The sequence below is a fragment of the Sinorhizobium sp. CCBAU 05631 genome (assembly GCF_002288505.1).
GTDB classification, from domain to species: Bacteria; Pseudomonadota; Alphaproteobacteria; order Rhizobiales; family Rhizobiaceae; genus Sinorhizobium; species Sinorhizobium fredii_C.
On record NZ_CP023063.1, the window covers coordinates 1,142,975 to 1,162,279 of the forward strand.

Here is a 19,305-nt window from a genome sequence, read left to right on the forward strand (position 1 = left end):
TACGACCGTTCCCGAGACAGTATCGGGATAGCGTTACCAATCGGTTTATGATGAATGATTGGTTTCCGGGGCAGGTTGTCTTGTTCGGCTATGGCACCGCTGGCCGCATTGGCGAGCAGGCTGCCTCGACCACGACTCTTTGACAAATTCACGGCACGAGTCGGTCTCGGATGAAACTTTCCATCGAAGCATCGATTGCCTGCCATTCCGGCAGCAACTTTGCCGAGAAACGGTAGAGAATGCTGAGATCCTTGCCCGCATGAAAGTCGCGCTGGCAATCGGCGCTCGTCGAGGTCGCGGGGTTTTGCGGCAGGAGGCAGCGCAGGACAAAGGGCGGGCGTCCAGTTCGAGTGGCGGTGAAAAAGGCCTCGCCGGCATAGCTGGAACTCGGCTTGGCGTCGTATCTGGTGAGGCCCGCCGGGGCGGGCTGAGCGGTCTCCTCCAGGACGTGCCTATAGATCGGCTCGAACCGCCCCGACATATCGCGTGACATGGTGCTTTGTGCGATCTGCAGGAAGATCAGCCTTTCCGGCCGGTCGACATCGTTGAACACCTGACGGGTCTCGTCGCTGTAGCCCTCGAGCGCCGGCCATGTGAGATAGAGGTCGACCCGCTCGACGATTCCTGTTGCCCGTTGGCTGTCGAAGCGGATGACATTTGCCGGCACACGCAGATGATCCTGTCCGATGAAGATATCGAAGCTTTCGCGGCTGGAGGTATGTCCGGCGCGCGCCAGCTTCTCGCCGAGCCACGGCGTCGACACGGAAATGGCCAGCACGAGCGCCGCCAGAAGCCCGACGGCCGCGGTGACCTTGTAGGCGAGGCGTGGCGAAAGAAGCGGGGCAAGTTCCGGTTGGGGACTCAAGGGCTTGTTCACGAGAGGCGCCGTCCGTGGCGATGGCGTGGCCGTTTGGAGATGCACGCCCTCCATCCTTCGTCTTGCCGACTCCGGCGGTGGTCGCTTCCTGACGCTCGCGCAGCATGGTTAATTTTCGATGAAGCGCGTGCTGCGTCTCGCGCAATGAAAGAGGGCCGGTTCCGGGGACAAACGGAACCGGCCCCGCGGGGCTTGGTCTAGACGGGGACGCTGACCCAAGCCCGTGTCGCATTCATGATGGCCGCCGATTGCGGCCGGACTACTCGGTACGGATCGTGCCCACGGCAACCGCGCGGCCATCCTGCAGTTTCACCCACCGTCCGGCATTCTCCGAGGATTGGCGCTTCAAGAAGGTGTATTCGGTCTCGGACCACAGCAGGACCTTGCTGCGCATGTTGTCGAGGATGAAATCGCCTCGATCGGTACGCACCGTGAGCACAGCATGGCCGTCGCCGTTCGGCTGCAGCACGACCGTGATCAAGAGATCGGCGGGAGAAAAGCCGCTTTCGATCAGCTTGCGGCGCTTCAGGAGCACGTAGTCCTCGCAATCGCCGACGACATCCGGATAGGACCACTTCTCCTCCACGCCATTGATCTCCATGTCGGTCAGCGGCGTAATCGCCTGATTCACCTCGTAATTGACCTCGAGGATTTTCTTCCACCCTTCGCGCGTCAGCACGGCCGGGCCGCGGTCGGGACCTGTCGGCGAACATTCGGAGGAATGGCTCTTGCAGAACTCGTAGTGGCCCACGGGCGGGTTGGTCGAGCCGCCCACGCTCATGTTTGCCGGAAGGGCAAGGGCAGGGCCTGCCAGAAAGCCTGTTATCAGCGCCGCAGCGGCGAACGTCTTGGCGATTATCTTGTGCATGTTTGTCTCCCCGTTGTGGTTCGACAATGGCACAAGGCTTTTTATCGCCGGCGAATATCCGAGGTAAAAACAAGTACAAATAAGAATAGTATAAGAATAAAATTAGAATAGAATTCGAGTTGAATAAGAATAAAATACTGCTAAATTTTTATCGAGTTTTTCCCCGAGTAAACCCTGGGCACTTGGCATGTGGTTGAAAAACCGGGGCTTTTGATCCTTGAGGCGGCTGGCGGAGAGGTGCGGCCGGTGCGCACCATTCAGCCATCCGCGCGAGGGGATAGGCGAGATGATAGCTATAGAGTTAATCAGCGGCAGACTTGTCGTAACTGACAATTATCCAAAGAATATTTCCGCCTCAGCTTAGGTGCGTCAGTGGCAATTTCTAAAGGATCGAAGCGGAGGTCCACGGGCGAGCGCCCATGGCAGCAACCGGTGGCGGAGTACGCAGGCAAGGCGAGACCTTGGCTCGGCGCTGAGCAGCTTCGGGATGTCGGCTAGCGCTTTGGCGCGCTGTGTCTCGGCCTTACGGCGCCGTGCGTCCCTTCAGGACGCGCAAAGGACGCTGGAAATCTTTGAAGCTACGCATCGTGCTTTCCGAAAATCGGGTCCGATTTTCGGGCCGATACGCTAGAGGAATTCGGTCAGCGCCTCGCGCGCCTGGATCCCGGAAAACTCGATCGCCACGCCCTCCTGGAAATGGCGCACGATCCTGCCCTTCATGCCGTGGCCGAGCTTGACGGCCGTTCCTATGGCGGGGCGGACGTCGATGTCGACCGCCGCACCCGAGAGCGAAAGGTCGATGATGCGGCAGGCATATTTCTCACCGGTGTCGACGGTGAGCTCGGTGACCGTCTTGCGCGGCGCAAGCCGGTCGTGGCGCCGATCCTCCGGCAGTCCCAGTTCGTGCTTGTTGGCAATCCAGGTGAGCTGCGCGGCGAGCTTCTCGCGCTTGCGCTCGGTGGCGTTCAACTGGATGACGAAGGCATCCTCGCCGAGTCTCGATACGGTGCCTTCGAGGCGGCCGACGTGATCGATATAGGCGATGATGCGTTCGCCGGTGCGCGGCCTCGCCGCGGTCGCGAAAAGCACGTCCCCCGGCGACATGTCGACCGCGGTGCATTCATATTCGTCACGATTGGCAAGCATCAGCCGCCCCGCAAGATTTACCGAAACACGCTGAAAGGCGTTCTCCTGGTGTGGCCTCGGGCCGCTATTTTGGGCGTGCTGAAACGAGAACATGGTCACTCTGCGATCGACATATGCTTGCACGCGGAAGTATAGGCGTGGCCGGTTAATAGAAGGTTCGCCGCAGGGTTGGTTTCATGCCTCGTCAGTCACGCCTGCCGCCGTCAAGGATGCGCAAATGCGACACCTTGCGATTGTTGCGTCCGATCCATCCTGCAACGTTTGATTTTGTCGTCGCCGGTTGCCGATAGGCGTGATCGAGCGGCAGGTTTGGGGAAGCATCGGGAAGGCTGAGGCCGGTTGAGACAAGATGCGTGAGCGGCGTCATATGCAGCCAGACCGGGCGGGCGAGGGGAGAGAGCGCGCCGAGCAGACGGTCGTTCGTACCGTCGGACGATGCGAGGGGCGCAAGCAGCAGTTCAACGTCGAGTTCGTCACCGGCCCCCGTGGCGCCGCGGGCATAGAGCAGCATGGGCGTCATTTGCGTCATCACCTCTTCGGCAATACGGGCGGTTCCGTCCGCTTCCGAGTCGAGCCAGAGTTCGCCGAATTGCCCGTCGCGCAATTCTCGGCCGAACAGCGCGCAGACTCCAGTCCCCGCAAGACGAAAGCGAACGTCACGGCTTGCCTGCCTTTGAAGAATGAAAAGATCGGGCAGCAGCGAACGGATATGCGCCGGATCGATTTCGTCCCGGCGCGGAAGGTCGCGATTGCCGCGGACTGCATTCCAATACTGGAACAGCTCCATTGTCGTTCTGCTGTGCATAGGGGCGATACACTCCCTGACTAGATGGCCCTGAATGGGTGGGCGGCTGTACCGGAGTGATACAGGTGGCCGCCTCTCGCTCGGTTCTGAAATGGACGGAGCGATTTCCGTGCCACGCCGAAATTAAGGTTAACGGTCGGTTTCCCTTGCTGGCGAGGCTGCCGGCTGGCATTTCCTACCCATCACTTCACGAAGGGTTGCCTTCGGCACATCGACTGGAGCACCGGAATTTGGGCTCGACGGCCGTTCAGTTTTTACTGGACGGCCTTTTTTTGTTTGCTTATCCCTTCGCGTGTCGTCGGTACTGCCGGACGACGGAGACACGGCCGTCATAGGCGCGTGAGCAGGAAGAGAGTGATGGAACAGGATCAGCCGGCGACACCGGTCGATGGCGAAAGCACGGTAAGCCGCAGCCGGGAACCCGCCTTCAATCTTCCGCAGGGCCTGAACTTCGTTCTCCTGTTCCTCGTGGCGATCCACGCGATCAGAACCTATGTTCTGCCGGAGACGCTGGACCAGGAAGTCATTCTCAACTTTGCTTTTCTGCCGGCGCGCTACACGATCCCGCTCGGCGAGCAGGGTCTCGTCTGGCTGTGGTCTCCCGTTACCTATTCCTTTCTCCACGGCAGTTGGGAGCATCTGATTTTCAATGTCTTCTGGATGGTTGCGTTCGGCGCGCCGGTGGTGCGGCGCATCGGCGTCGCGCGGCTCGCCCTCTTCTGGTGTCTCTCGGCTGCAGCGGCCGTCGCCCTGCACGTCGTCTTCCATTGGGGCGAGATGGCGGTGGTTGTCGGTGCCTCAGGCGTTGTCTCCGGTTTCATGGGAGCGGCGGCGCGCTTCGTCTTTTCGCCGAGCGGCCGCATCAGCCGCCAATTCGCCCATCTCAACCGCCGGCTTTCGCTCACGGAAACGCTGGGAAACCGGTCAGTATTGGTGTTCACCGGGATATGGTTCCTGACCAACTTCCTGATCGGGCTCGGCCTCTTCTCCATGGGAGGCGCGGGAAGCGTCGCCTGGGAGGCGCATATCGGCGGCTTTCTCTTCGGCTTCCTTCTGTTCGGCCTGTTCGATCCGCGCAAGTGAGTCGATGGAGTGCCGCATCCTCCATCGCAGCACGATGAAGGATTGTTTCATATTCAGGACCATCGTGATGCTCTTCGCCCGGAAGAGAGTGAAGGACGTCGCGCGAAGGCTTGATTTCATTGGAGCCCTGACGCACCATTCACCACGGTCGCCGATCACCTAACGTTAGGCGGCCGCTGAAATGACCGGGTGGGTGCGGTTCGTGTGGTGGCACGAGCGCCTTACCGGGTCGGGTTCCTGCGGCCGACTGTCCGTAAAGCATCCCCACTCGGGATGCGTGCGTAGCAGCTGATACGGCGAGAACCTCTTCCCGCGAGCCCGGTATTTGTCGCAACGGGAGATGTGTGCATGTCAGTCAAAGCAATTCTCAATGAAAAGGGCCGCAGCGTCGTAACCGTGACGCCTCAGGTGACGGTGCAGCAGGCGGCGACATTGCTCCATGACAATCATATCGGTGCCGTGGTCATCGTCGATGTCGATGATCATATCGTCGGCATTCTCACCGAACGCGACGTCGTCGCCTCCATTGCCAAATATGGTGCCGGCTGTCTCGACAAACCGGTCTCCTCGGTCATGTGGCAGAACGTCTATTGCTGCGGCGAGGAAATGACGGTGCAGAGCCTGATGGAGATGATGAGCAAATTCCGCGCGCGCCATCTCCCGGTCGAAAGCGAGGGCCGCCTGGCGGGTATCATATCGATCGGCGACGTGGTGAAATACCATATTCGCGCCATCGAGCGGGAGACCGAAGAAATCAAGGCATACATCGCCGGCTAGAGGCGAGAGGGTCACCTCCTTCGCGCGTCCTTAAGGGCGCGCGAAACAGGCTGCGGGAGCGTCTCAAAGCACTGACGGGTTTTGGGATGCGCCTGGTTATCAGCTATCGGGTAAGCGCTTCCTGCATTCGCTTGATCTCGGCAAGCTTGGCTTTCGCCTCCAGGTAGCCGCGTTCGATCGCTTCGCCGGCGCGGTGAAACTCCGACAGTCCGATATCGTTGAGCTTGGGATGGAGCGCCAGATCCGGCGGGTCACCGGCCAGGCGTGCGCGCGATATGCGGTCCTGGATGATGTTGAAGGCCTGAACCATGACGCTCGTCATGCCGAGACGCGCCGAATAGGCACTGCCCGGTTTGGCGGGAGCGTCGGGGGCTTCCATGCCGGCGTTGTGCTTGACGACGGCGGAACGGCCGTAGAGATCGTAGTTGAGGTTGACGGCGACGACGAGTTGCTGCTCGTAGGCGCGGCAAACGGAGACGGGAACGGGATTGACGAGGGCGCCGTCGATGAGGGTGCGCCCATTCGCATGGATCGGTTCAAAAATCCCCGGCAGCGCATATGAAGCGCGTATCGAGGTGATCAGCGATCCCTTTTCCAGCCACACCTCGTGACCGCTGTGGACTTCCGTGGCGACAGCGATGAAGGGACGGTCGAGATCCTCGATGCTGATGTTCTCGAGGTGCTCCTGCATGCGCTTGGTGAGCCGCAGGCCACCGAACAGGCCACCGCCGCCGATGGCGAAATCGAGCAGGCTGGCGATGCGGCGGACGGTGAGGGAACGGGCGAAGTCTTCGAGCTCGTCAAGCTTGCCGGAGAGATAGCAGCCACCGACAAGCGCGCCGATCGACGTGCCCGCGATCATGCCGACCTCGACACCCTCTTCGTCGAGCGCTCTCAAGACGCCGATATGGGCCCAGCCGCGCGCCGCGCCGCCGCCAAGTGCTATGGCGATCTTCGGCTTCGCCGGGAGTGGGACGGGTTCAGAAGGTGTGGTCGTCAGCGATGTGCCATTGGGGCCGGACAGGTCGGCTATTTGAGTATTGCGCGTGAACGTCCAGTTCAACATCCGGCACCTCCAACACCGCCGAACCGATTAATCTGAAGCGCGCGTCTTGTAGGAGACCCCTGCCAAGCCGGCGTGGTGTCGGCCTTGTCACATTCATGGCTGAAAGACTGGCACCAGAATTGAAATTTAGCACCGAACCTATCGCCAATGCGGCTGGCCCAGTAAACATTGGATACAATCTGCAACACAGCTCGGAACGCCGCAGTTACCGCAGGAACCGATTGTATGATAAATGATTAAGCGCCCGTTTAGTTTCTAAAGTATGAATATAACATGGGGGTGCCCCAGGAAAATCCAGATGATTTCAGCCAGGCGCTATTTTTCGGCGTAGACAAGCTTCGGATCAAAGTATCTGCGTTCATCCGAAATGGTTACTTTCGGCTCACCGCCCTCGACCCCAACCGTGCGGTAGAAGCAGGAGCGGCGTCCCGTGTGACAGGTGGCGTCATGGCCTGCAACGGTAACCTTCAGCCAGACGGCGTCCTGATCGCAATCGGTCCTGATTTCCTGGACGGCCTGCACGTTGCCGGAACTCTCGCCCTTCTTCCACAGGCTGTTGCGCGAGCGGCTGAAATAGTGGGCAATACCGGTTTCGATCGTCAGTGCCAGTGCCTCGGCATTCATATGCGCGACCATCAGCAATTCGCCGTCGCGGGCGTCGGTCACTACAGCGGTGACCAGGCCCTTCTCGTCGAAGCGGGGCGTGAAGGCCGAGCCAATCTCAAGCTCGGCCTTGTCGTTCGAGGGAGCAGCAAAAGTCAGCGTCATCGCGAAAGCGCCTTGCTGGAGCTTACTTGAAGCCCCTCAACATGGTCATGAAGCGGGCCTGCTCGGCCGGCTCCGTCTTGAAGGCACCGGTAAAGGTGGTCGTCAGCGTCGTCGCGCCCTGCTTCTTGATGCCGCGCATCGCCATGCACAGATGCTCCGCCTCGATCAGCACGGCGACGCCGCGCGGAGCGAGCGTCTCGTCGATCGCTTTGGCGATTTGCGCCGTCATCGACTCCTGCGTCTGCAGGCGGCGCGCATAGATGTCGACGACACGGGCGATCTTCGACAAGCCGAGGACGCGGCCGCTTGGCAGATAGGCGACATGTGCCTTGCCGATGATCGGCACCATGTGGTGTTCGCAATGCGAATAGAACGGAATGTCCTTCTCAAGCACGATATCGTCGTAGCCCGAAACCTCCTCGAAGGTGCGTCCAAGCACGTCTTCGGCAACCAGGTCGTAGCCGCCAAAGATTTCCCGATAGGATTTGACGACACGCGCGGGCGTGTCCTTCAGGCCCTCCCGGGTCGGGTCTTCGCCGGCCCAGCGCAGCAGTACGCGAACGGCTTCCTCGGCTTCTTTCTGCGTCGGACGACCACTGGTGTCATCGAGCACGGGGAAATTCTTTACTATGGCGTCCATATGGCCTCTTGATGCGCGAGCGGAATCGCTGACGTTTTATCTTTCGGACAACTCGCCATTGGCCATTCGCCTAACCCTGCAGGCTTGGGTTCCGTTGGCGGGCTCCGGGGCTTTCGGGTCCTGGCTTAGCAGTGCACTGGACCGTCCGGCACGGTTTCCCAAACAACAGGCGACACTTATCCTCTTGCGGAACTGTCGCCCCAACACGACATAGCATATAGTATGGCGCCACATGGATGAAAGAGGCCCAGGCGAGCGCGCCGTGCTTTTTTCCCCTGTACCGGAGAAAATCATGCGCCGATCACTCAAAACCGCGAAAAATCAGCCGGATCGCGTCAAATGATGGATGACATTTACAACAGCAGGATTCTCGAATTTGCCGGCAACATTCCGAGGGTCGGAATGCTCGCCGATGCCGATGCGGAAGCTGCGGCACATTCGAAGCTTTGCGGGTCGAAAGTCAGAATCTGGCTGAAGATGGATGGGGATGTCGTCACGGACTTCGCCCATGATGTGAAGGCCTGCGCCCTGGGACAGGCATCGTCCTCGATCATGGCCCGCCATGTCGTTGGCGCGCATACCGCGGAAATCCGCCGGGCGCGTGAGGACATGCTGGCCATGCTGAAGGCGGACGGAGAGGGGCCTTGCGGCCGCTTCGAGGACATGCGCTTTCTGCTGCCCGTTCGCGACTACAAGGCGCGCCATGCCTCGACGATGCTGACCTTTGACGCGGTTGTCGATGCGATCGGCCAGATCGAGGCCAAGCGCCTCGCAACCGCAGTATGAACGATGTGCGGAAAGCCGCAGTCCTACCGCCTTCTTCGAAGTAGCCGAAGAGTCATCGCCGGCCGCAACTGGTCGGGGCCGATTCGCAAGACTCCTGGCCGTCTCTTCGGCATGGCGGCCATCCGCACCTATCAGCTGACGCTATCGAGCTTCATCGGCAATTCCTGCCGGCATCTGCCCACCTGTTCGGAATATGGCTATGAGGCGATAGCCCGGCACGGTCTCTGGGCCGGCGGCTGGCTGACGCTGTTTCGCGTCCTGCGCTGCGGGCCCGGCGGAACGCACGGCTTCGATCCGGTGCCGGAGAGGCTTGCGCCGCGCCAGCGCTGGTATGCGCCGTGGCGCTTCTGGCAGCGCTGGCGAAAGGATGCGTGATCGCCATGACGATCCCGATGGAGTACCGGCAGGCGTCCGCCGATTTTGATCGCTTCATCCTCGACGCGCGCGACACGGCCGGCCTGCAGACGACCAATCAGGCCTATACGATGGTGCAGGCGGTGCTTCAGGCCTTTCGACGCCGCCTCGACATTTCCGAGGCGCTGCTCTTCGCCAGCGTCCTGCCGCCGGTGCTGCGGGCGATCTTCGTCACGGATTGGGATCTCGAGGAGCCGACCGTGCCTTTCTCCGGTCGGCTCGCCATGACCCGTGAGGTGCAGGCTTTCCGCGGCGATCACAATGTCTCGCCGGATTCGGCCATCGCGGACGTCGCCGCGGCCCTTCGGCGAGACGTTGACGAAGCAAAGCTCGATCGGGTGCTCGCGCGGCTGCCGCAGGGGGCCGTCGATTTCTGGCGGGCAGAGGGGAAATGACAAGCTATGTCGCGCTGCTCCACAGCATCATACTGGGCGAGGGCCGGCGTGTCGTGATGGCGGATCTTCGCCAGATGGCGGAGCGGCTCGGCTATCGCTTGCCGCGCACCCTCGTCGCCACCGGCAATCTCATCTTCGAGGCTCCGGAACAGCCGCTAGCAGAGATCGATTCGGCGCTTGAAAAGGCATTCCTCCAGACGTTCGACCGACACGTGGACATCATCGCGCGTTCGGCCGATGACTGGCTGAGGCTTGCCGCCGGCAATCCGTTCCTTGCGGCGGGCGAGGAGGATCCGGCTCGAGTCCATATTCGCGTCATGCGCTCTCCGCTTCGGCCGGACGCATTCGACGGACTTCGGAGCTATTGTACGAGAGGCGAACGTGTCGCCGTCGTCGGTGGCGATCTCTGGGCGGATTTCAGCGGCAAGGCGAGCGAGTCGAGACTGCTCGGCGCCTCGACGACGAAACGGCTTGGCATCGGCACGTGGCGAAACTGGAACACTGTCAAGGGTTTGCGCAGGATACTTGCCGGTTGACGGGCCGCCGCGCCTTTACTCAACGGCCAAAAACCTTTATCAGGCCCGCGTCAATTCACCGGCCCCGCCGGCAACCATACCACCCGCATTCGTTGGCGGGACTGGATAGGAGATCACGATGTCGCATTCCGTTTCCCTTACATTTCCTGATGGTTCCGTCCGTGAGTTTGCCGCGGGCACGACCGGCCGCGATGTCGCCGAGTCGATCTCGAAGTCGCTGGCCAAGAAGGCTGTCGCCATCGCTCTCGACGGCGACCTGCGCGACCTTTCCGATCCAGTCGCCGACGGCAAGATCGAGATCGTCACGCGGGAAGACAGGCGCGCGCTCGAACTGATCCGCCACGACGCGGCCCATGTGATGGCCGAGGCCGTGCAGGAATTGTGGCCGGGAACGCAGGTGACGATCGGTCCCGTCATCGACAACGGCTTCTACTACGACTTCGCCAAGAACGAGCCCTTCACGCCCGATGACCTGCCGGTCATCGAGAAGAAGATGAAGGAGATCATCGCACGCAACAATCCCTTCACCAAGGAGGTCTGGTCGCGTGAGAAGGCAAAGGAGGTCTTCGCCGCCAAGGGCGAGAGCTACAAGGTCGAGCTCGTCGACGCGATCCCGGAAGGCCAGGATCTGAAGATCTACTACCAGGGCGACTGGTTCGACCTCTGCCGTGGCCCGCACATGGCCTCGACGGGCCAGATCGGCACGGCCTTCAAGCTGATGAAGGTGGCCGGCGCCTATTGGCGTGGCGACAGCAACAATCCGATGCTGACCCGCATTTACGGCACGGCCTGGCACACGCAGGAGGAACTGGATCAGTACCTGCACGTGCTGGCCGAAGCCGAGAAGCGCGACCATCGCCGCCTCGGCCGCGAGATGGACCTGTTCCATTTCCAGGAAGAAGGACCGGGCGTCGTCTTCTGGCATGGCAAGGGCTGGCGCATATTCCAGAGCCTCGTCGCCTATATGCGCCGCAGGCTCGAGATCGACTACCAGGAAGTCAACGCGCCCCAGGTTCTCGACAAGTCACTCTGGGAGACCTCCGGCCACTGGGGCTGGTACCGCGACAACATGTTCAAGGTGACGGTCGCCGGCGACGAGACGGACGACGATCGGGTCTTCGCGTTGAAGCCGATGAACTGCCCCGGCCATATCCAGATCTTCAAGCATGGTCTGAAGTCTTACCGCGAACTGCCTGTCCGCATGGCCGAATTCGGCGCCGTGCATCGCTACGAGCCGTCCGGCGCGCTGCACGGACTGATGCGTGTGCGCGGCTTCACGCAGGACGACGCGCACATCTTCTGCACCGACGAGCAGATGGCGGCCGAATGCCTGAAGATCAACGATCTGATCCTCTCGGTCTATGAAGACTTCGGCTTCGAGGAGATCGTCGTCAAGCTTTCGACGCGGCCGGACAAGCGCGTCGGCTCCGACGCGCTCTGGGACCGTGCCGAGGCGGTGATGACTGAGGTGCTGAAGACGATCGAGGCGCAATCCGGGGGCCGCATCAAGACCGGCATCCTGCCGGGCGAGGGCGCCTTTTATGGGCCGAAATTCGAATACACGCTGCGGGACGCGATCGGCCGCGAATGGCAGTGCGGAACGACTCAGGTCGACTTCAACCTGCCGGAGCGTTTCGGTGCCTTCTACATCGATAAGGATTCGGAGAAGCGCCAGCCGGTGATGATCCATCGCGCCATCTGCGGTTCGATGGAGCGGTTCCTCGGCATCCTGCTCGAAAACTATGCCGGCCATATGCCGCTGTGGATCTCGCCGCTGCAGGTGGTGGTCGCCACCATCACCTCGGACGCCGACGATTACGGCCGGGAAGTCGCGGCGCGGCTGCGCGAGGCCGGGCTTACCGTCGAAACCGACTTCCGCAACGAGAAGATCAATTACAAGGTACGCGAGCACTCGGTGACGAAGGTTCCGGTGATCGTCGTCTGCGGCAAGCGCGAGGCGGAGGAACGTTCGGTCAACATCCGTCGGCTCGGCTCCCAGGCGCAGACGGCAATGTCTCTGGACGAGGCGGTCGCTGCGCTCTCGAGCGAAGCCATGGCGCCCGACCTCAAGCGCAAGGCCGAACGGAGCGCCAGGGCTGCCTGAGCGCGGTTAGCTGTAGAGAGTGGCGGCGCGCGCCTGAAGGGCGCGTGCCACCATCCGAATGCAGGTTTCGCGCGAGCAGCTGTTAACCATGGCTCTTAATCTCGCTTACATGATCGGACGCTAAAGAAGGAAGTGCAGCGCATTGCGCGGACATGAAGTCTCCTGCAGTCCGAAAGGGATCGCCCTTCAATTCTCATCCGCAGACTGATTCATGTCGCTCAATTCCGCCGACCGGCGCATGCGCGCCCAGACATCCGCCATCGTCGCAGCAACAATCTGCTTTCTTGTGATCGCCCTGTTGCTGACAGGCCTCATGACCTATGTCGTGGCGGAGATGACGCGCTCGGCAAACGAGATCGATGATGCCAGGGCCAATCGCGCCGCACAGACTGCACTTGCGGCTTTTTCTGCCCGCCTGAGCGCGACTGTCACGGACAATGCAGTCTGGGATCAAGCCTACGAGGCACTTGTTTCCGCGGACGCCAAAGACTGGGCCTATGACAATTGGGGATCCACGTCGGCGGACTACCCGCTTTACGATGGCGCCATTGTCGTCGGGCCCGACGGAAGCGCGGTTTCTGCCTACAAAAAGGGCGAGCCGTTCGAGCCGCGCGCCTATTTCGGCGAAGCATTCGACCGCCAGGTCCAAGCCGCCGGACATCCCGGTCAGCCCCCTTTGCCCAACTTCTTCGAGACCGAGGATGGCATCGCGCTGGTCGTGTCGCAGGGCGATTCAACCGTATCAGGCGGCCGCCAAGCTCCCGAGGCTGAGTATCCTGACCTTTTATAAGCTGTTGACGCCCGATGTTATCGCCGCGATGGCGAGCGAACACGGGCTCGACGGGCTGAGCCTCGAAGATGCGCTCCAGCCGGGCCGCCTCAACATTCCGGTCAAAGATATGGGCGGTATCGCAATAGCCGATCTCGCCTGGCCGAGCACGAATCCGGGAAGCGTTGCCTTCAACGAAGTTTACCCTTACGTGGCCTCGGCAGCCGCCATCCTGATCATATTTCTGGGAGGCGTTCTTCTCGCCGGTGCATCCGAGGCCCGGCGCCTGCACCGCTTGGCGGAAGCCGCGCGCTTCGACGCGAACCACGACAGCCTGAGCGGTCTGCTCAACAGGCACGGACTGCTGGATGTGCTGGAACGATCGGAGAGCCCGGCTTCGACGACTTCGCTTTACCTGGTCGATCTCGATGGTTTCAAGGCCGTCAACGACGCCTGGGGCCATGCGACCGGCGATGCGCTGATCCGCCTGGTCGCGAAGTCGCTGCCGGCCTGTCATCCGGAAATCGCCGCCGCGGCGAGACTGGGCGGCGACGAATTCGCCCTGGTGCAGGTCGGAACGGCGCCGCATGCCGAAATCGAGCGTGCGATCCTTTCGCTTCTCGTCGAGCCTTTCAAGATAGACGACCGCACCATCGAAGTGGGCGCGAGTATCGGGGCAGCGGCCCGAACCGAAGGACTGGCACCGCTGGAACTGCTGCGCCGCGCCGATGTGGCGCTCTACCGCGCCAAGGAAAACGGCAAAGGCCAGGCCGTCCAATACGTCGAGGAACTGGACCGAGAACGCCAGCGGGTTGCGGAACTCGAAGGGAAATTGAGGAGCGCCATAAGCAATGGCGCCATCGAGCCGGCCTTTCAGCCGCTTGTGTCCGCGGCGACGGGAGAGATCATCGGCGTGGAAGCACTGGCCCGCTGGCCGAGCGCGGCGGGAAACATCAGTCCCGAAATATTCATTCCTCTCGCCGAGCGGTCCGGTCTCATCGACGCTCTCGGCGTTCACATGCTGCGGACATCGCTTCGGCATGCGAAAAGCTGGCCCGACCTGGCGCTGCCGGTCAATGTCTCGCCAATCCAGCTATGCAACCCCGACTTCGCCGCACAGGTGATTGCCGTGCTCAAGGAGTTCGATTTCGATCCGGGCCGCCTTACCCTGGAAATAACCGAAGGTGTGTTGATGATGAACCCCGACCAGGCGCGCCGCTCGATCGATCAGCTGAAGGGCTTCGGCATAAAATTCGCCCTCGACGATTTCGGCTGCGGTTACGCGAGCATCGGTGCCTTGCGGCAGTTTGGCTTCGATCGCATGAAGATCGACCGCTCGCTCGTGTCTGGCGTGGAGAATGCGGCCAACGGCGTCGAAGTCCTTCGCGCAACGATCTCTCTGGCGACGGCGCTGGACATCCCCGTCACGGCAGAAGGGATTGAGAACGCCCGCCAAGCGGCGATACTTCGAGAAACTGGCTGTGATCAGCTGCAGGGATATCTCGTCGGCAAGCCCATGTCGGCCCGCGACATTTCCGACAAACTGCTGGGTGAGACCTCGGCGGCCTGAGCCTTCCCTATCGTGATTGCCTGACGCTGCGTCAGGCCAACGCGATGACATCAGTCGAGCGCGTCGGCATTGGCGGTCTCGCCGGGAGCGCTGCTGCCGTCCAGCAGCACTTCCACATCGGTATTCACGCCGGCCTTCACGGCAAAGTCGCGTTGGTAGATCTTGTCCTTGTTGCGCGCCACGGCCGTATAGCTGCCCTCGGCAAGCACGAGCGTCGGAAACGCGCCGACGCTTTCGCTGACGACGTCGCCCGAGGACGTCAGGATCGACCAGGCGGTGTCGGCGATCGCCTCGCCGCCGGGTTCCGAGACGAGCTTCAATGTCAGCTTCGCGGCGCGGTGCTGGATCGTTGCTTCGGTCAGTTTGCCGGCTTCCACCTGGATGTCGGCGCGGATCACCGCATTGACCGCGCCATAGTCGGAGACCACGTGATACGTGCCGGCGCCAAGCCGGACCACCGTGTTCGGCTTCACGTCGGCGACGATAAGGGCGCGTTCGCCATCCTCCTTCACGTCGGATGAGAAGATCGAAAAGCTGAGCTCGTTCGGTGGAATACGCACATCGCTGCCGGAGACGGCGTTCAGCATGACGCCGCCGGCATCCAGCACCAGCACCTGCTTGTCCAATTCGCCTTGCTCGGGCACGCGAATCTTGCGGGTGGCTGCCGCGCGACCGAAGGCGACATTGACGAAATATTCGCCGGGCACGAGATTGAAGGCCGTGGAGCCGCCTTCGGAAGTGGCCAGCAGCGGGAGCTTGCCGTCGCCTCCGGGGATCGGGCTGAAGACCCGCCAACTCAGGCCTGACTCCACCGGCTGGCCGTCGCTCGTCAGCAGGGCCTCGAGTTTCACGTCCTTCAGTTCGCCGTTCTGGGTGGGGTCGCTGACGAGCGGATTGAAACTCGTGAGCTTCGGCATCTTCCGGCTGCCGGAGATCGACGGAAAGCTCTTGAAGGCATCGGTGGCGTCCTGCGCAACCGTCCGCTCCGCAGCAGAACCGGCGAGCATGGTCGCCAAGGCGGTTCTCAGCAAAATACGAGTGCGGATGCGCATGAGGGCAGTTGACTTCCTGACTGGGTGACTCCACTTGAGACGCCGGTATGGCATTTTCGTGGCTGTCGATCCGGCGGCAAGTTAGTGGAATTCGCTCGATATGAAAACCGAAATTAAGCTCGTCGACTATCTCGCCTCGCGCAGGTCCATTCCGGCCTTTCAGATGGGGCGGCCGGGGCCCGGCAAGGCCGAGGTGGAGGAAATGCTGAGGCTTGCCACCCGCGTACCGGACCACGGCAAGCTGGCGCCTTGGCGCTTCATCGTCTATCGCGGCGAGGAGAGGGCGCGGATCAGCGGCGAGTTGAAGAGGATGGCGCTAGCCGCCAAGCCGGATCTCTCTGAAGAGCTGATCAAGGTGGAGGAGACGCGGCTGACCCGCGCCCCGGTGGTGATTGCTGTGGTCAGCAAGGCCGCGCCGCATTTCAAGATCCCCGAATGGGAGCAGATGATGTCGGCCGGCGCCGTGTGCCTCAATCTCTTGATGGCGGCGAACGCGCTCGGCTATGCATCCAACTGGCTGACCGAATGGTACGCCTTCGACGAGAAAGCCTATCCTCTGCTCGGTGTCGCACCCGGCGAAAGGATCGCCGGGTTCATTCACATCGGCACGGCCTTGGTACCGCCGACCGAGCGGCCGCGGCCGGAGCTCGCCGAGATCGTCACCTGGGTCGGGGAAGAGGCCTGATGTTTTACGAAACGGCCACGAACCGGCATGGCTTGCCGCACGACCCCTTCAAGGCGATCGTGTCGCCGAGGCCGATCGGCTGGATCGGTACGTGCGCCATGGACGGTTCGCTGAACCTCGCGCCCTATTCCTTCTTCAATGCGATCAGCGACCGGCCGAAGCTCGTGATGTTTTCCTCGAGCGGCTATAAGGATTCCGTGCGCAATATCGAAGCGACCGGCGAGTTCACGGCAAGCTTTGCCAGCCGCAACCTGAGCGAGGCCGTCAACAGGACCTCGTTGGCAGCGCCGCACGGCGAGAGCGAGTTCGAGATCGCCGGATTGACGCCGGTCGAGGGAACGCTCGTCAGGGCGCCCTTCGTCGGTGAGGCCTTTGCGGCGCTCGAGTGCCGGATGACGGAGATGTTCCAGCCGAAGGGTCTCGATGGCGTGGAATCCGACAGCTATGTCGTCATCGGCGCGGTCGTCGGCATTCATATCCGCGACGAGGCCATTCGCGACGGACGCTTCGATGTGACCACGGTCAAGCCGCTCGCACGCCTCGGCTACATGGATTATTGCGATGGCGGCGACGTCTTCGAGATGACGCGGCCATTTCGCTAGATTTCGTCCGAAGCGCCTGCGTCGGCGAGAAGCTCGAGTTGCTCCAGCGAGCCGGCGGCGACGGCCGAGAAGCCGTTATCGAGACTGTTTGTCCAAAGCCGCCGCACCGCCGCCTTGTCCAGGGCATCGGCGGGCAGCATCTCATAGGCAGCGATGCCGGCCTCGCTGGCCCGCAGCACAGCTGCGGCGCGCCCGGCCCGGATAACGGCCGGCGCATCGCCTGTCCCGGTGACGCGCTGGCAGCGGCATGCTGCCGCGAGCGCCGAGGCGTCGAAGACCAATGCGGAGAGGCGCGGAGAAACGCCCGCCATCGAGTGGGGCGAGAGCACGCTTTCGGCAACCGTGGCATATTCCGCAAGCAGCGCCGTTCGACCCTGGGGTACGCCTGCGATCGCCTCGGCGACCTTCAGCATCACGTCGAGCTTCTGGATATCGGCCGGTCCTCGGCATGCCATCACCACGATGCCGTCGACATCGGGAAGGAGGCTCGCAAGACCCTCCTCGTCGATCGTTTCCGCCGGCCCGGTCCGCGCCAGAAGGAGGCAGGGCGCTTGCCCCCTGTCTGGTCGCCGCAGGCTTGCCGCGCCTTGCAGTGCCCACGCATCGACGACGATCGCTTCAACGGCCTGCAGCAGCTTTTCCGCGGGGAACTGTTCGCCGGCTGCGAGGTACAGAAGAGGTTTCATGGTTTGCGCGCGGTTAACGGACATGGTGAACCAATCTTAAACCTTTGACCGCTAATATTCGGACATTGGGGCTGTCGGGTGTCTAGTGGGGCATAGGTGATCATACAAGCATTTCTTCGCTGGGTGGAAACGGCGAGAACCAGCGACCGCGCACGCGCTGCCAATGCGCTCGGGCGATCCTATGCTCAAGCCGAGATGAACGGCCTCGATCGGCATGCCGCGGAAATGGCGATGACCTTCCTGTTGGACGATCCTTCGCCGAAGGTGCGATTGGCGCTGGTCGAGGCGCTCGCCGATTGCCCATCCGCGCCGCGAGCCATCGTCAGGGCGCTCGCGGAGGATCAGCCCGAAATCGCCTTCGCGGCAATCGCGCGTTCGCCGGTGCTTACCGATGCGGATCTCGTCGATCTTGCCGCGCGCGGCACGGCGGAGACGCGGGCGCTGATCGCGGCGCGTGGGGCGGTGTCTTGTTCCGTTGCTGCGGCGATTGCGGAGATCGGCGACGAGGAGGAGGTTACCATTCTCCTCGAGAATAGCGGCGCCATGCTCCTGCAGGGTTCTCTCAGAAGGATCGCCTGCCGGCTCGGGCATGTTGCAGCGGTACGCGACCGGTTGCTGGCCCGTGCCGACCTGCCGAGCGACGCGCGGCATGCGCTCGCCGAGAAGATCGGTGCGGCACTCGCGGCGTCCGGGTTCGTCCAGGCGGTCATCGGCCCGGCGCGCGTGGCGCGGGCCACGAGAGAGGCATGCGACGCTACGGCGCTCGCGATGACGGCAATCGCGTCGCCGGACGACCTGTCGCAAATGGTTGCCCATTTGCGCGAGACTGGGCGCTTGACCCCAGCCTTTCTGATGAGCGCCCTCTGCAGCGGCGCCACGGACTTTTTCGTCCTGGCCATGGCGGATCTTTCCGGCCTTGCCGAAAAGCGCGTGCGCTCGATCCTTTCTGGGGGGCGCGTCCATTCGATCCGCGCTCTCTTCGAGAGCGCGGGGCTGGGGCGCGACGTCAGCGAAGCCTTCGCGCAAGCCGTCCTCCACTGGCAGGCCCAGACAAGCGAGGGCGCGCCGGCACCGCTTGCCGCTCTCCTTGAACGTCTTCGCCGGAACCCGTGCTCCACATCGGCCTCCGTCGCCGAACTCGTGGAGCGACTGGGCTTTGCCGAGCAACGGCAAGTCGCCCGGGACTATGCCTTGCTTGCCGCGCGGCAGGCGGCCTGATCGGCGTCTCAGTTGCCGAACCGGCGCGCCACCCAGGAATAGCCGTCTTCCATGTAATGCACCGGGGCGCTGACGATCGCCTGCAGCTTTTGGCGATCCGGCACTGCGCCGCTCAGCCATGTCAGGGCGCGCTTCGGCAGGCCCGGCTTTTCCTCTGGCGTCGCCGGGGGCATTGCCGCCTGCTGTGTCGCTGCATCGGTCTGCGGGGCGATCTTGGGAGCAGGTTCGGTGGACGCCGTCATGTCCGATCCCGAGGTTTCGCAAACGGCAACGACGACCGGATAGCTCCTGTTGGAAAACTTCGGCAGTTCCTTTTGCGATTCCGTGTCGCATTGAGCGATCGACGGCCAGCTGCCGTTCACCGTCGAGATGTAGTGGCACTGCGTGACATTGTCATCGCAACCGAGAATGGTCATGACGATCAGGGCGGCTTTCATGTCTTGGGTCCGTTCAGATGC

Annotated in this window: 20 protein-coding genes and 1 pseudogene; 11 read left to right on the forward strand and 10 right to left on the reverse strand. The window is 62.1% G+C overall.

The features are described 5' to 3' along the window. Nucleotides 1-148 precede the first annotated feature (148 nt). From SS05631_RS05550 to SS05631_RS05565, 4 genes are all read right to left on the reverse strand, one after another. The gene (locus tag SS05631_RS05550) at nucleotides 149-877 is read right to left on the reverse strand and encodes a hypothetical protein (RefSeq protein ID WP_037423274.1); all 729 of its coding nucleotides are present in this window, start codon (nucleotides 875-877) and stop codon (nucleotides 149-151) included. A gap of 259 nt (nucleotides 878-1,136) precedes the next feature. Beyond that, nucleotides 1,137-1,745 (reverse strand): transglutaminase-like cysteine peptidase, encoded by a 609-nt coding sequence (locus SS05631_RS05555; RefSeq protein ID WP_037423211.1) that lies wholly within the window; start codon nucleotides 1,743-1,745, stop codon nucleotides 1,137-1,139. 627 nt (nucleotides 1,746-2,372) lie between these two features. Beyond that, a complete protein-coding gene (locus tag SS05631_RS05560) occupies nucleotides 2,373-2,984 on the reverse strand; it encodes a PilZ domain-containing protein (protein ID WP_037423208.1) in 612 nt (203 codons plus the stop codon). A 91-nt stretch (nucleotides 2,985-3,075) separates the two neighbouring features. Then, on the reverse strand, nucleotides 3,076-3,678 hold the full coding sequence (locus SS05631_RS05565; RefSeq protein ID WP_050988327.1) for a PAS domain-containing protein: 603 nt from the start codon (nucleotides 3,676-3,678) through the stop codon (nucleotides 3,076-3,078). Nucleotides 3,679-4,053: 375 nt separating this feature from the next. Here SS05631_RS05565 and SS05631_RS05575 point away from each other — a divergent pair, with 375 nt between their 5' ends. Beyond that, entirely contained in the window at nucleotides 4,054-4,779 is a 726-nt protein-coding gene (locus SS05631_RS05575; RefSeq protein ID WP_037423205.1) for a rhomboid family intramembrane serine protease, read from the forward strand. A gap of 348 nt (nucleotides 4,780-5,127) precedes the next feature. Further along, nucleotides 5,128-5,556: a CBS domain-containing protein gene (locus SS05631_RS05580; RefSeq protein ID WP_037423202.1), complete on the forward strand. Its 429-nt coding sequence runs from the start codon at nucleotides 5,128-5,130 to the stop codon at nucleotides 5,554-5,556. Between the two features lie 103 nt (nucleotides 5,557-5,659). Here the strand turns inward: SS05631_RS05580 and SS05631_RS05585 are convergent, their stop codons facing one another. From SS05631_RS05585 to folE, 3 genes are all read right to left on the reverse strand, one after another. Continuing rightward, nucleotides 5,660-6,622 (reverse strand): patatin-like phospholipase family protein, encoded by a 963-nt coding sequence (locus SS05631_RS05585; RefSeq protein ID WP_037423199.1) that lies wholly within the window; start codon nucleotides 6,620-6,622, stop codon nucleotides 5,660-5,662. Between the two features lie 315 nt (nucleotides 6,623-6,937). Beyond that, nucleotides 6,938-7,390, reverse strand: coding sequence for a phosphoribosyl-AMP cyclohydrolase (gene hisI / locus SS05631_RS05590; RefSeq protein WP_037383125.1), 453 nt, complete (start codon nucleotides 7,388-7,390; stop codon nucleotides 6,938-6,940). 22 nt (nucleotides 7,391-7,412) lie between these two features. After that, nucleotides 7,413-8,030 (reverse strand): GTP cyclohydrolase I FolE, encoded by a 618-nt coding sequence (gene folE / locus SS05631_RS05595; protein WP_037423197.1) that lies wholly within the window; start codon nucleotides 8,028-8,030, stop codon nucleotides 7,413-7,415. A 339-nt stretch (nucleotides 8,031-8,369) separates the two neighbouring features. On the opposite strand from folE, the gene SS05631_RS05600 reads away from it, so the two are divergent. From SS05631_RS05600 to SS05631_RS05625, 6 genes and pseudogenes are all read left to right on the forward strand, one after another. Then, on the forward strand, nucleotides 8,370-8,816 hold the full coding sequence (locus SS05631_RS05600; RefSeq protein ID WP_083854205.1) for an iron-sulfur cluster assembly scaffold protein: 447 nt from the start codon (nucleotides 8,370-8,372) through the stop codon (nucleotides 8,814-8,816). 3 nt (nucleotides 8,817-8,819) lie between these two features. Next, entirely contained in the window at nucleotides 8,820-9,191 is a 372-nt protein-coding gene (yidD, locus tag SS05631_RS05605; protein WP_037423193.1) for a membrane protein insertion efficiency factor YidD, read from the forward strand. A gap of 5 nt (nucleotides 9,192-9,196) precedes the next feature. Then, nucleotides 9,197-9,625, forward strand: coding sequence for a DUF2267 domain-containing protein (locus SS05631_RS05610; RefSeq protein WP_037423266.1), 429 nt, complete (start codon nucleotides 9,197-9,199; stop codon nucleotides 9,623-9,625). Beyond that, nucleotides 9,622-10,161 (forward strand): DUF1697 domain-containing protein, encoded by a 540-nt coding sequence (locus tag SS05631_RS05615; RefSeq protein WP_037423191.1) that lies wholly within the window; start codon nucleotides 9,622-9,624, stop codon nucleotides 10,159-10,161. The genes SS05631_RS05610 and SS05631_RS05615 overlap by 4 nt, the downstream gene beginning before the upstream one ends. A 118-nt stretch (nucleotides 10,162-10,279) precedes the next feature. Beyond that, nucleotides 10,280-12,265: a threonine--tRNA ligase gene (thrS, locus tag SS05631_RS05620; protein WP_037423188.1), complete on the forward strand. Its 1,986-nt coding sequence runs from the start codon at nucleotides 10,280-10,282 to the stop codon at nucleotides 12,263-12,265. Between the two features lie 211 nt (nucleotides 12,266-12,476). Continuing rightward, nucleotides 12,477-14,604: pseudogene (locus tag SS05631_RS05625) on the forward strand (bifunctional diguanylate cyclase/phosphodiesterase). A 50-nt stretch (nucleotides 14,605-14,654) separates the two neighbouring features. On the opposite strand, the gene SS05631_RS05630 reads toward SS05631_RS05625, so the two are convergent. Then, nucleotides 14,655-15,656, reverse strand: a complete 1,002-nt coding sequence (locus tag SS05631_RS05630; protein WP_037423185.1) for a hypothetical protein — start codon at nucleotides 15,654-15,656, stop codon at nucleotides 14,655-14,657. A 100-nt stretch (nucleotides 15,657-15,756) separates the two neighbouring features. Between SS05631_RS05630 and SS05631_RS05635 the strand changes: the two genes are divergently transcribed. Next, nucleotides 15,757-16,341, forward strand: a complete 585-nt coding sequence (locus SS05631_RS05635) for a nitroreductase (RefSeq protein ID WP_037423183.1) — start codon at nucleotides 15,757-15,759, stop codon at nucleotides 16,339-16,341. Beyond that, entirely contained in the window at nucleotides 16,341-16,943 is a 603-nt protein-coding gene (locus SS05631_RS05640) for a flavin reductase family protein (RefSeq protein ID WP_037423180.1), read from the forward strand. The genes SS05631_RS05635 and SS05631_RS05640 overlap by 1 nt, the downstream gene beginning before the upstream one ends. Here the strand turns inward: SS05631_RS05640 and SS05631_RS05645 are convergent. Then, nucleotides 16,940-17,653, reverse strand: coding sequence for an aldolase (locus tag SS05631_RS05645; RefSeq protein ID WP_037423177.1), 714 nt, complete (start codon nucleotides 17,651-17,653; stop codon nucleotides 16,940-16,942). The two genes, SS05631_RS05640 and SS05631_RS05645, sit on opposite strands and share 4 nt — an antisense overlap. A 72-nt stretch (nucleotides 17,654-17,725) precedes the next feature. Here SS05631_RS05645 and SS05631_RS05650 point away from each other — a divergent pair, with 72 nt between their 5' ends. Beyond that, complete coding sequence (locus tag SS05631_RS05650) at nucleotides 17,726-18,847, forward strand: DUF2336 domain-containing protein (protein WP_037423176.1); 1,122 nt, start codon at nucleotides 17,726-17,728, stop codon at nucleotides 18,845-18,847. A gap of 8 nt (nucleotides 18,848-18,855) precedes the next feature. Here SS05631_RS05650 and SS05631_RS05655 read toward each other — a convergent pair whose 3' ends face one another. After that, entirely contained in the window at nucleotides 18,856-19,284 is a 429-nt protein-coding gene (locus tag SS05631_RS05655) for a hypothetical protein (RefSeq protein WP_037423173.1), read from the reverse strand. Nucleotides 19,285-19,305 lie beyond the last annotated feature (21 nt).

Bases quoted from the DNA above. Each gene is read 5' to 3' on its own strand.
- SS05631_RS05555 (WP_037423211.1), bottom strand. From the start codon at position 1,745: ATGCACAAGATAATCGCCAAGACGTTCGCCGCTGCGGCGCTGATAACA.
- SS05631_RS05560 (WP_037423208.1), bottom strand. From the start codon at position 2,984: ATGTTCTCGTTTCAGCACGCCCAAAATAGCGGCCCGAGGCCACACCAG.
- SS05631_RS05565 (WP_050988327.1), bottom strand. From the start codon at position 3,678: ATGGAGCTGTTCCAGTATTGGAATGCAGTCCGCGGCAATCGCGACCTT.
- SS05631_RS05575 (WP_037423205.1), top strand. From the start codon at position 4,054: ATGGAACAGGATCAGCCGGCGACACCGGTCGATGGCGAAAGCACGGTA.
- SS05631_RS05580 (WP_037423202.1), top strand. From the start codon at position 5,128: ATGTCAGTCAAAGCAATTCTCAATGAAAAGGGCCGCAGCGTCGTAACC.
- SS05631_RS05585 (WP_037423199.1), bottom strand. From the start codon at position 6,622: ATGTTGAACTGGACGTTCACGCGCAATACTCAAATAGCCGACCTGTCC.
- hisI (WP_037383125.1), bottom strand. From the start codon at position 7,390: ATGACGCTGACTTTTGCTGCTCCCTCGAACGACAAGGCCGAGCTTGAG.
- folE (WP_037423197.1), bottom strand. From the start codon at position 8,030: ATGGACGCCATAGTAAAGAATTTCCCCGTGCTCGATGACACCAGTGGT.
- SS05631_RS05600 (WP_083854205.1), top strand. From the start codon at position 8,370: ATGATGGATGACATTTACAACAGCAGGATTCTCGAATTTGCCGGCAAC.
- yidD (WP_037423193.1), top strand. From the start codon at position 8,820: ATGTGCGGAAAGCCGCAGTCCTACCGCCTTCTTCGAAGTAGCCGAAGA.
- SS05631_RS05610 (WP_037423266.1), top strand. From the start codon at position 9,197: ATGACGATCCCGATGGAGTACCGGCAGGCGTCCGCCGATTTTGATCGC.
- SS05631_RS05615 (WP_037423191.1), top strand. From the start codon at position 9,622: ATGACAAGCTATGTCGCGCTGCTCCACAGCATCATACTGGGCGAGGGC.
- thrS (WP_037423188.1), top strand. From the start codon at position 10,280: ATGTCGCATTCCGTTTCCCTTACATTTCCTGATGGTTCCGTCCGTGAG.
- SS05631_RS05630 (WP_037423185.1), bottom strand. From the start codon at position 15,656: ATGCGCATCCGCACTCGTATTTTGCTGAGAACCGCCTTGGCGACCATG.
- SS05631_RS05635 (WP_037423183.1), top strand. From the start codon at position 15,757: ATGAAAACCGAAATTAAGCTCGTCGACTATCTCGCCTCGCGCAGGTCC.
- SS05631_RS05640 (WP_037423180.1), top strand. From the start codon at position 16,341: ATGTTTTACGAAACGGCCACGAACCGGCATGGCTTGCCGCACGACCCC.
- SS05631_RS05645 (WP_037423177.1), bottom strand. From the start codon at position 17,653: ATGTCCGTTAACCGCGCGCAAACCATGAAACCTCTTCTGTACCTCGCA.
- SS05631_RS05655 (WP_037423173.1), bottom strand. From the start codon at position 19,284: ATGAAAGCCGCCCTGATCGTCATGACCATTCTCGGTTGCGATGACAAT.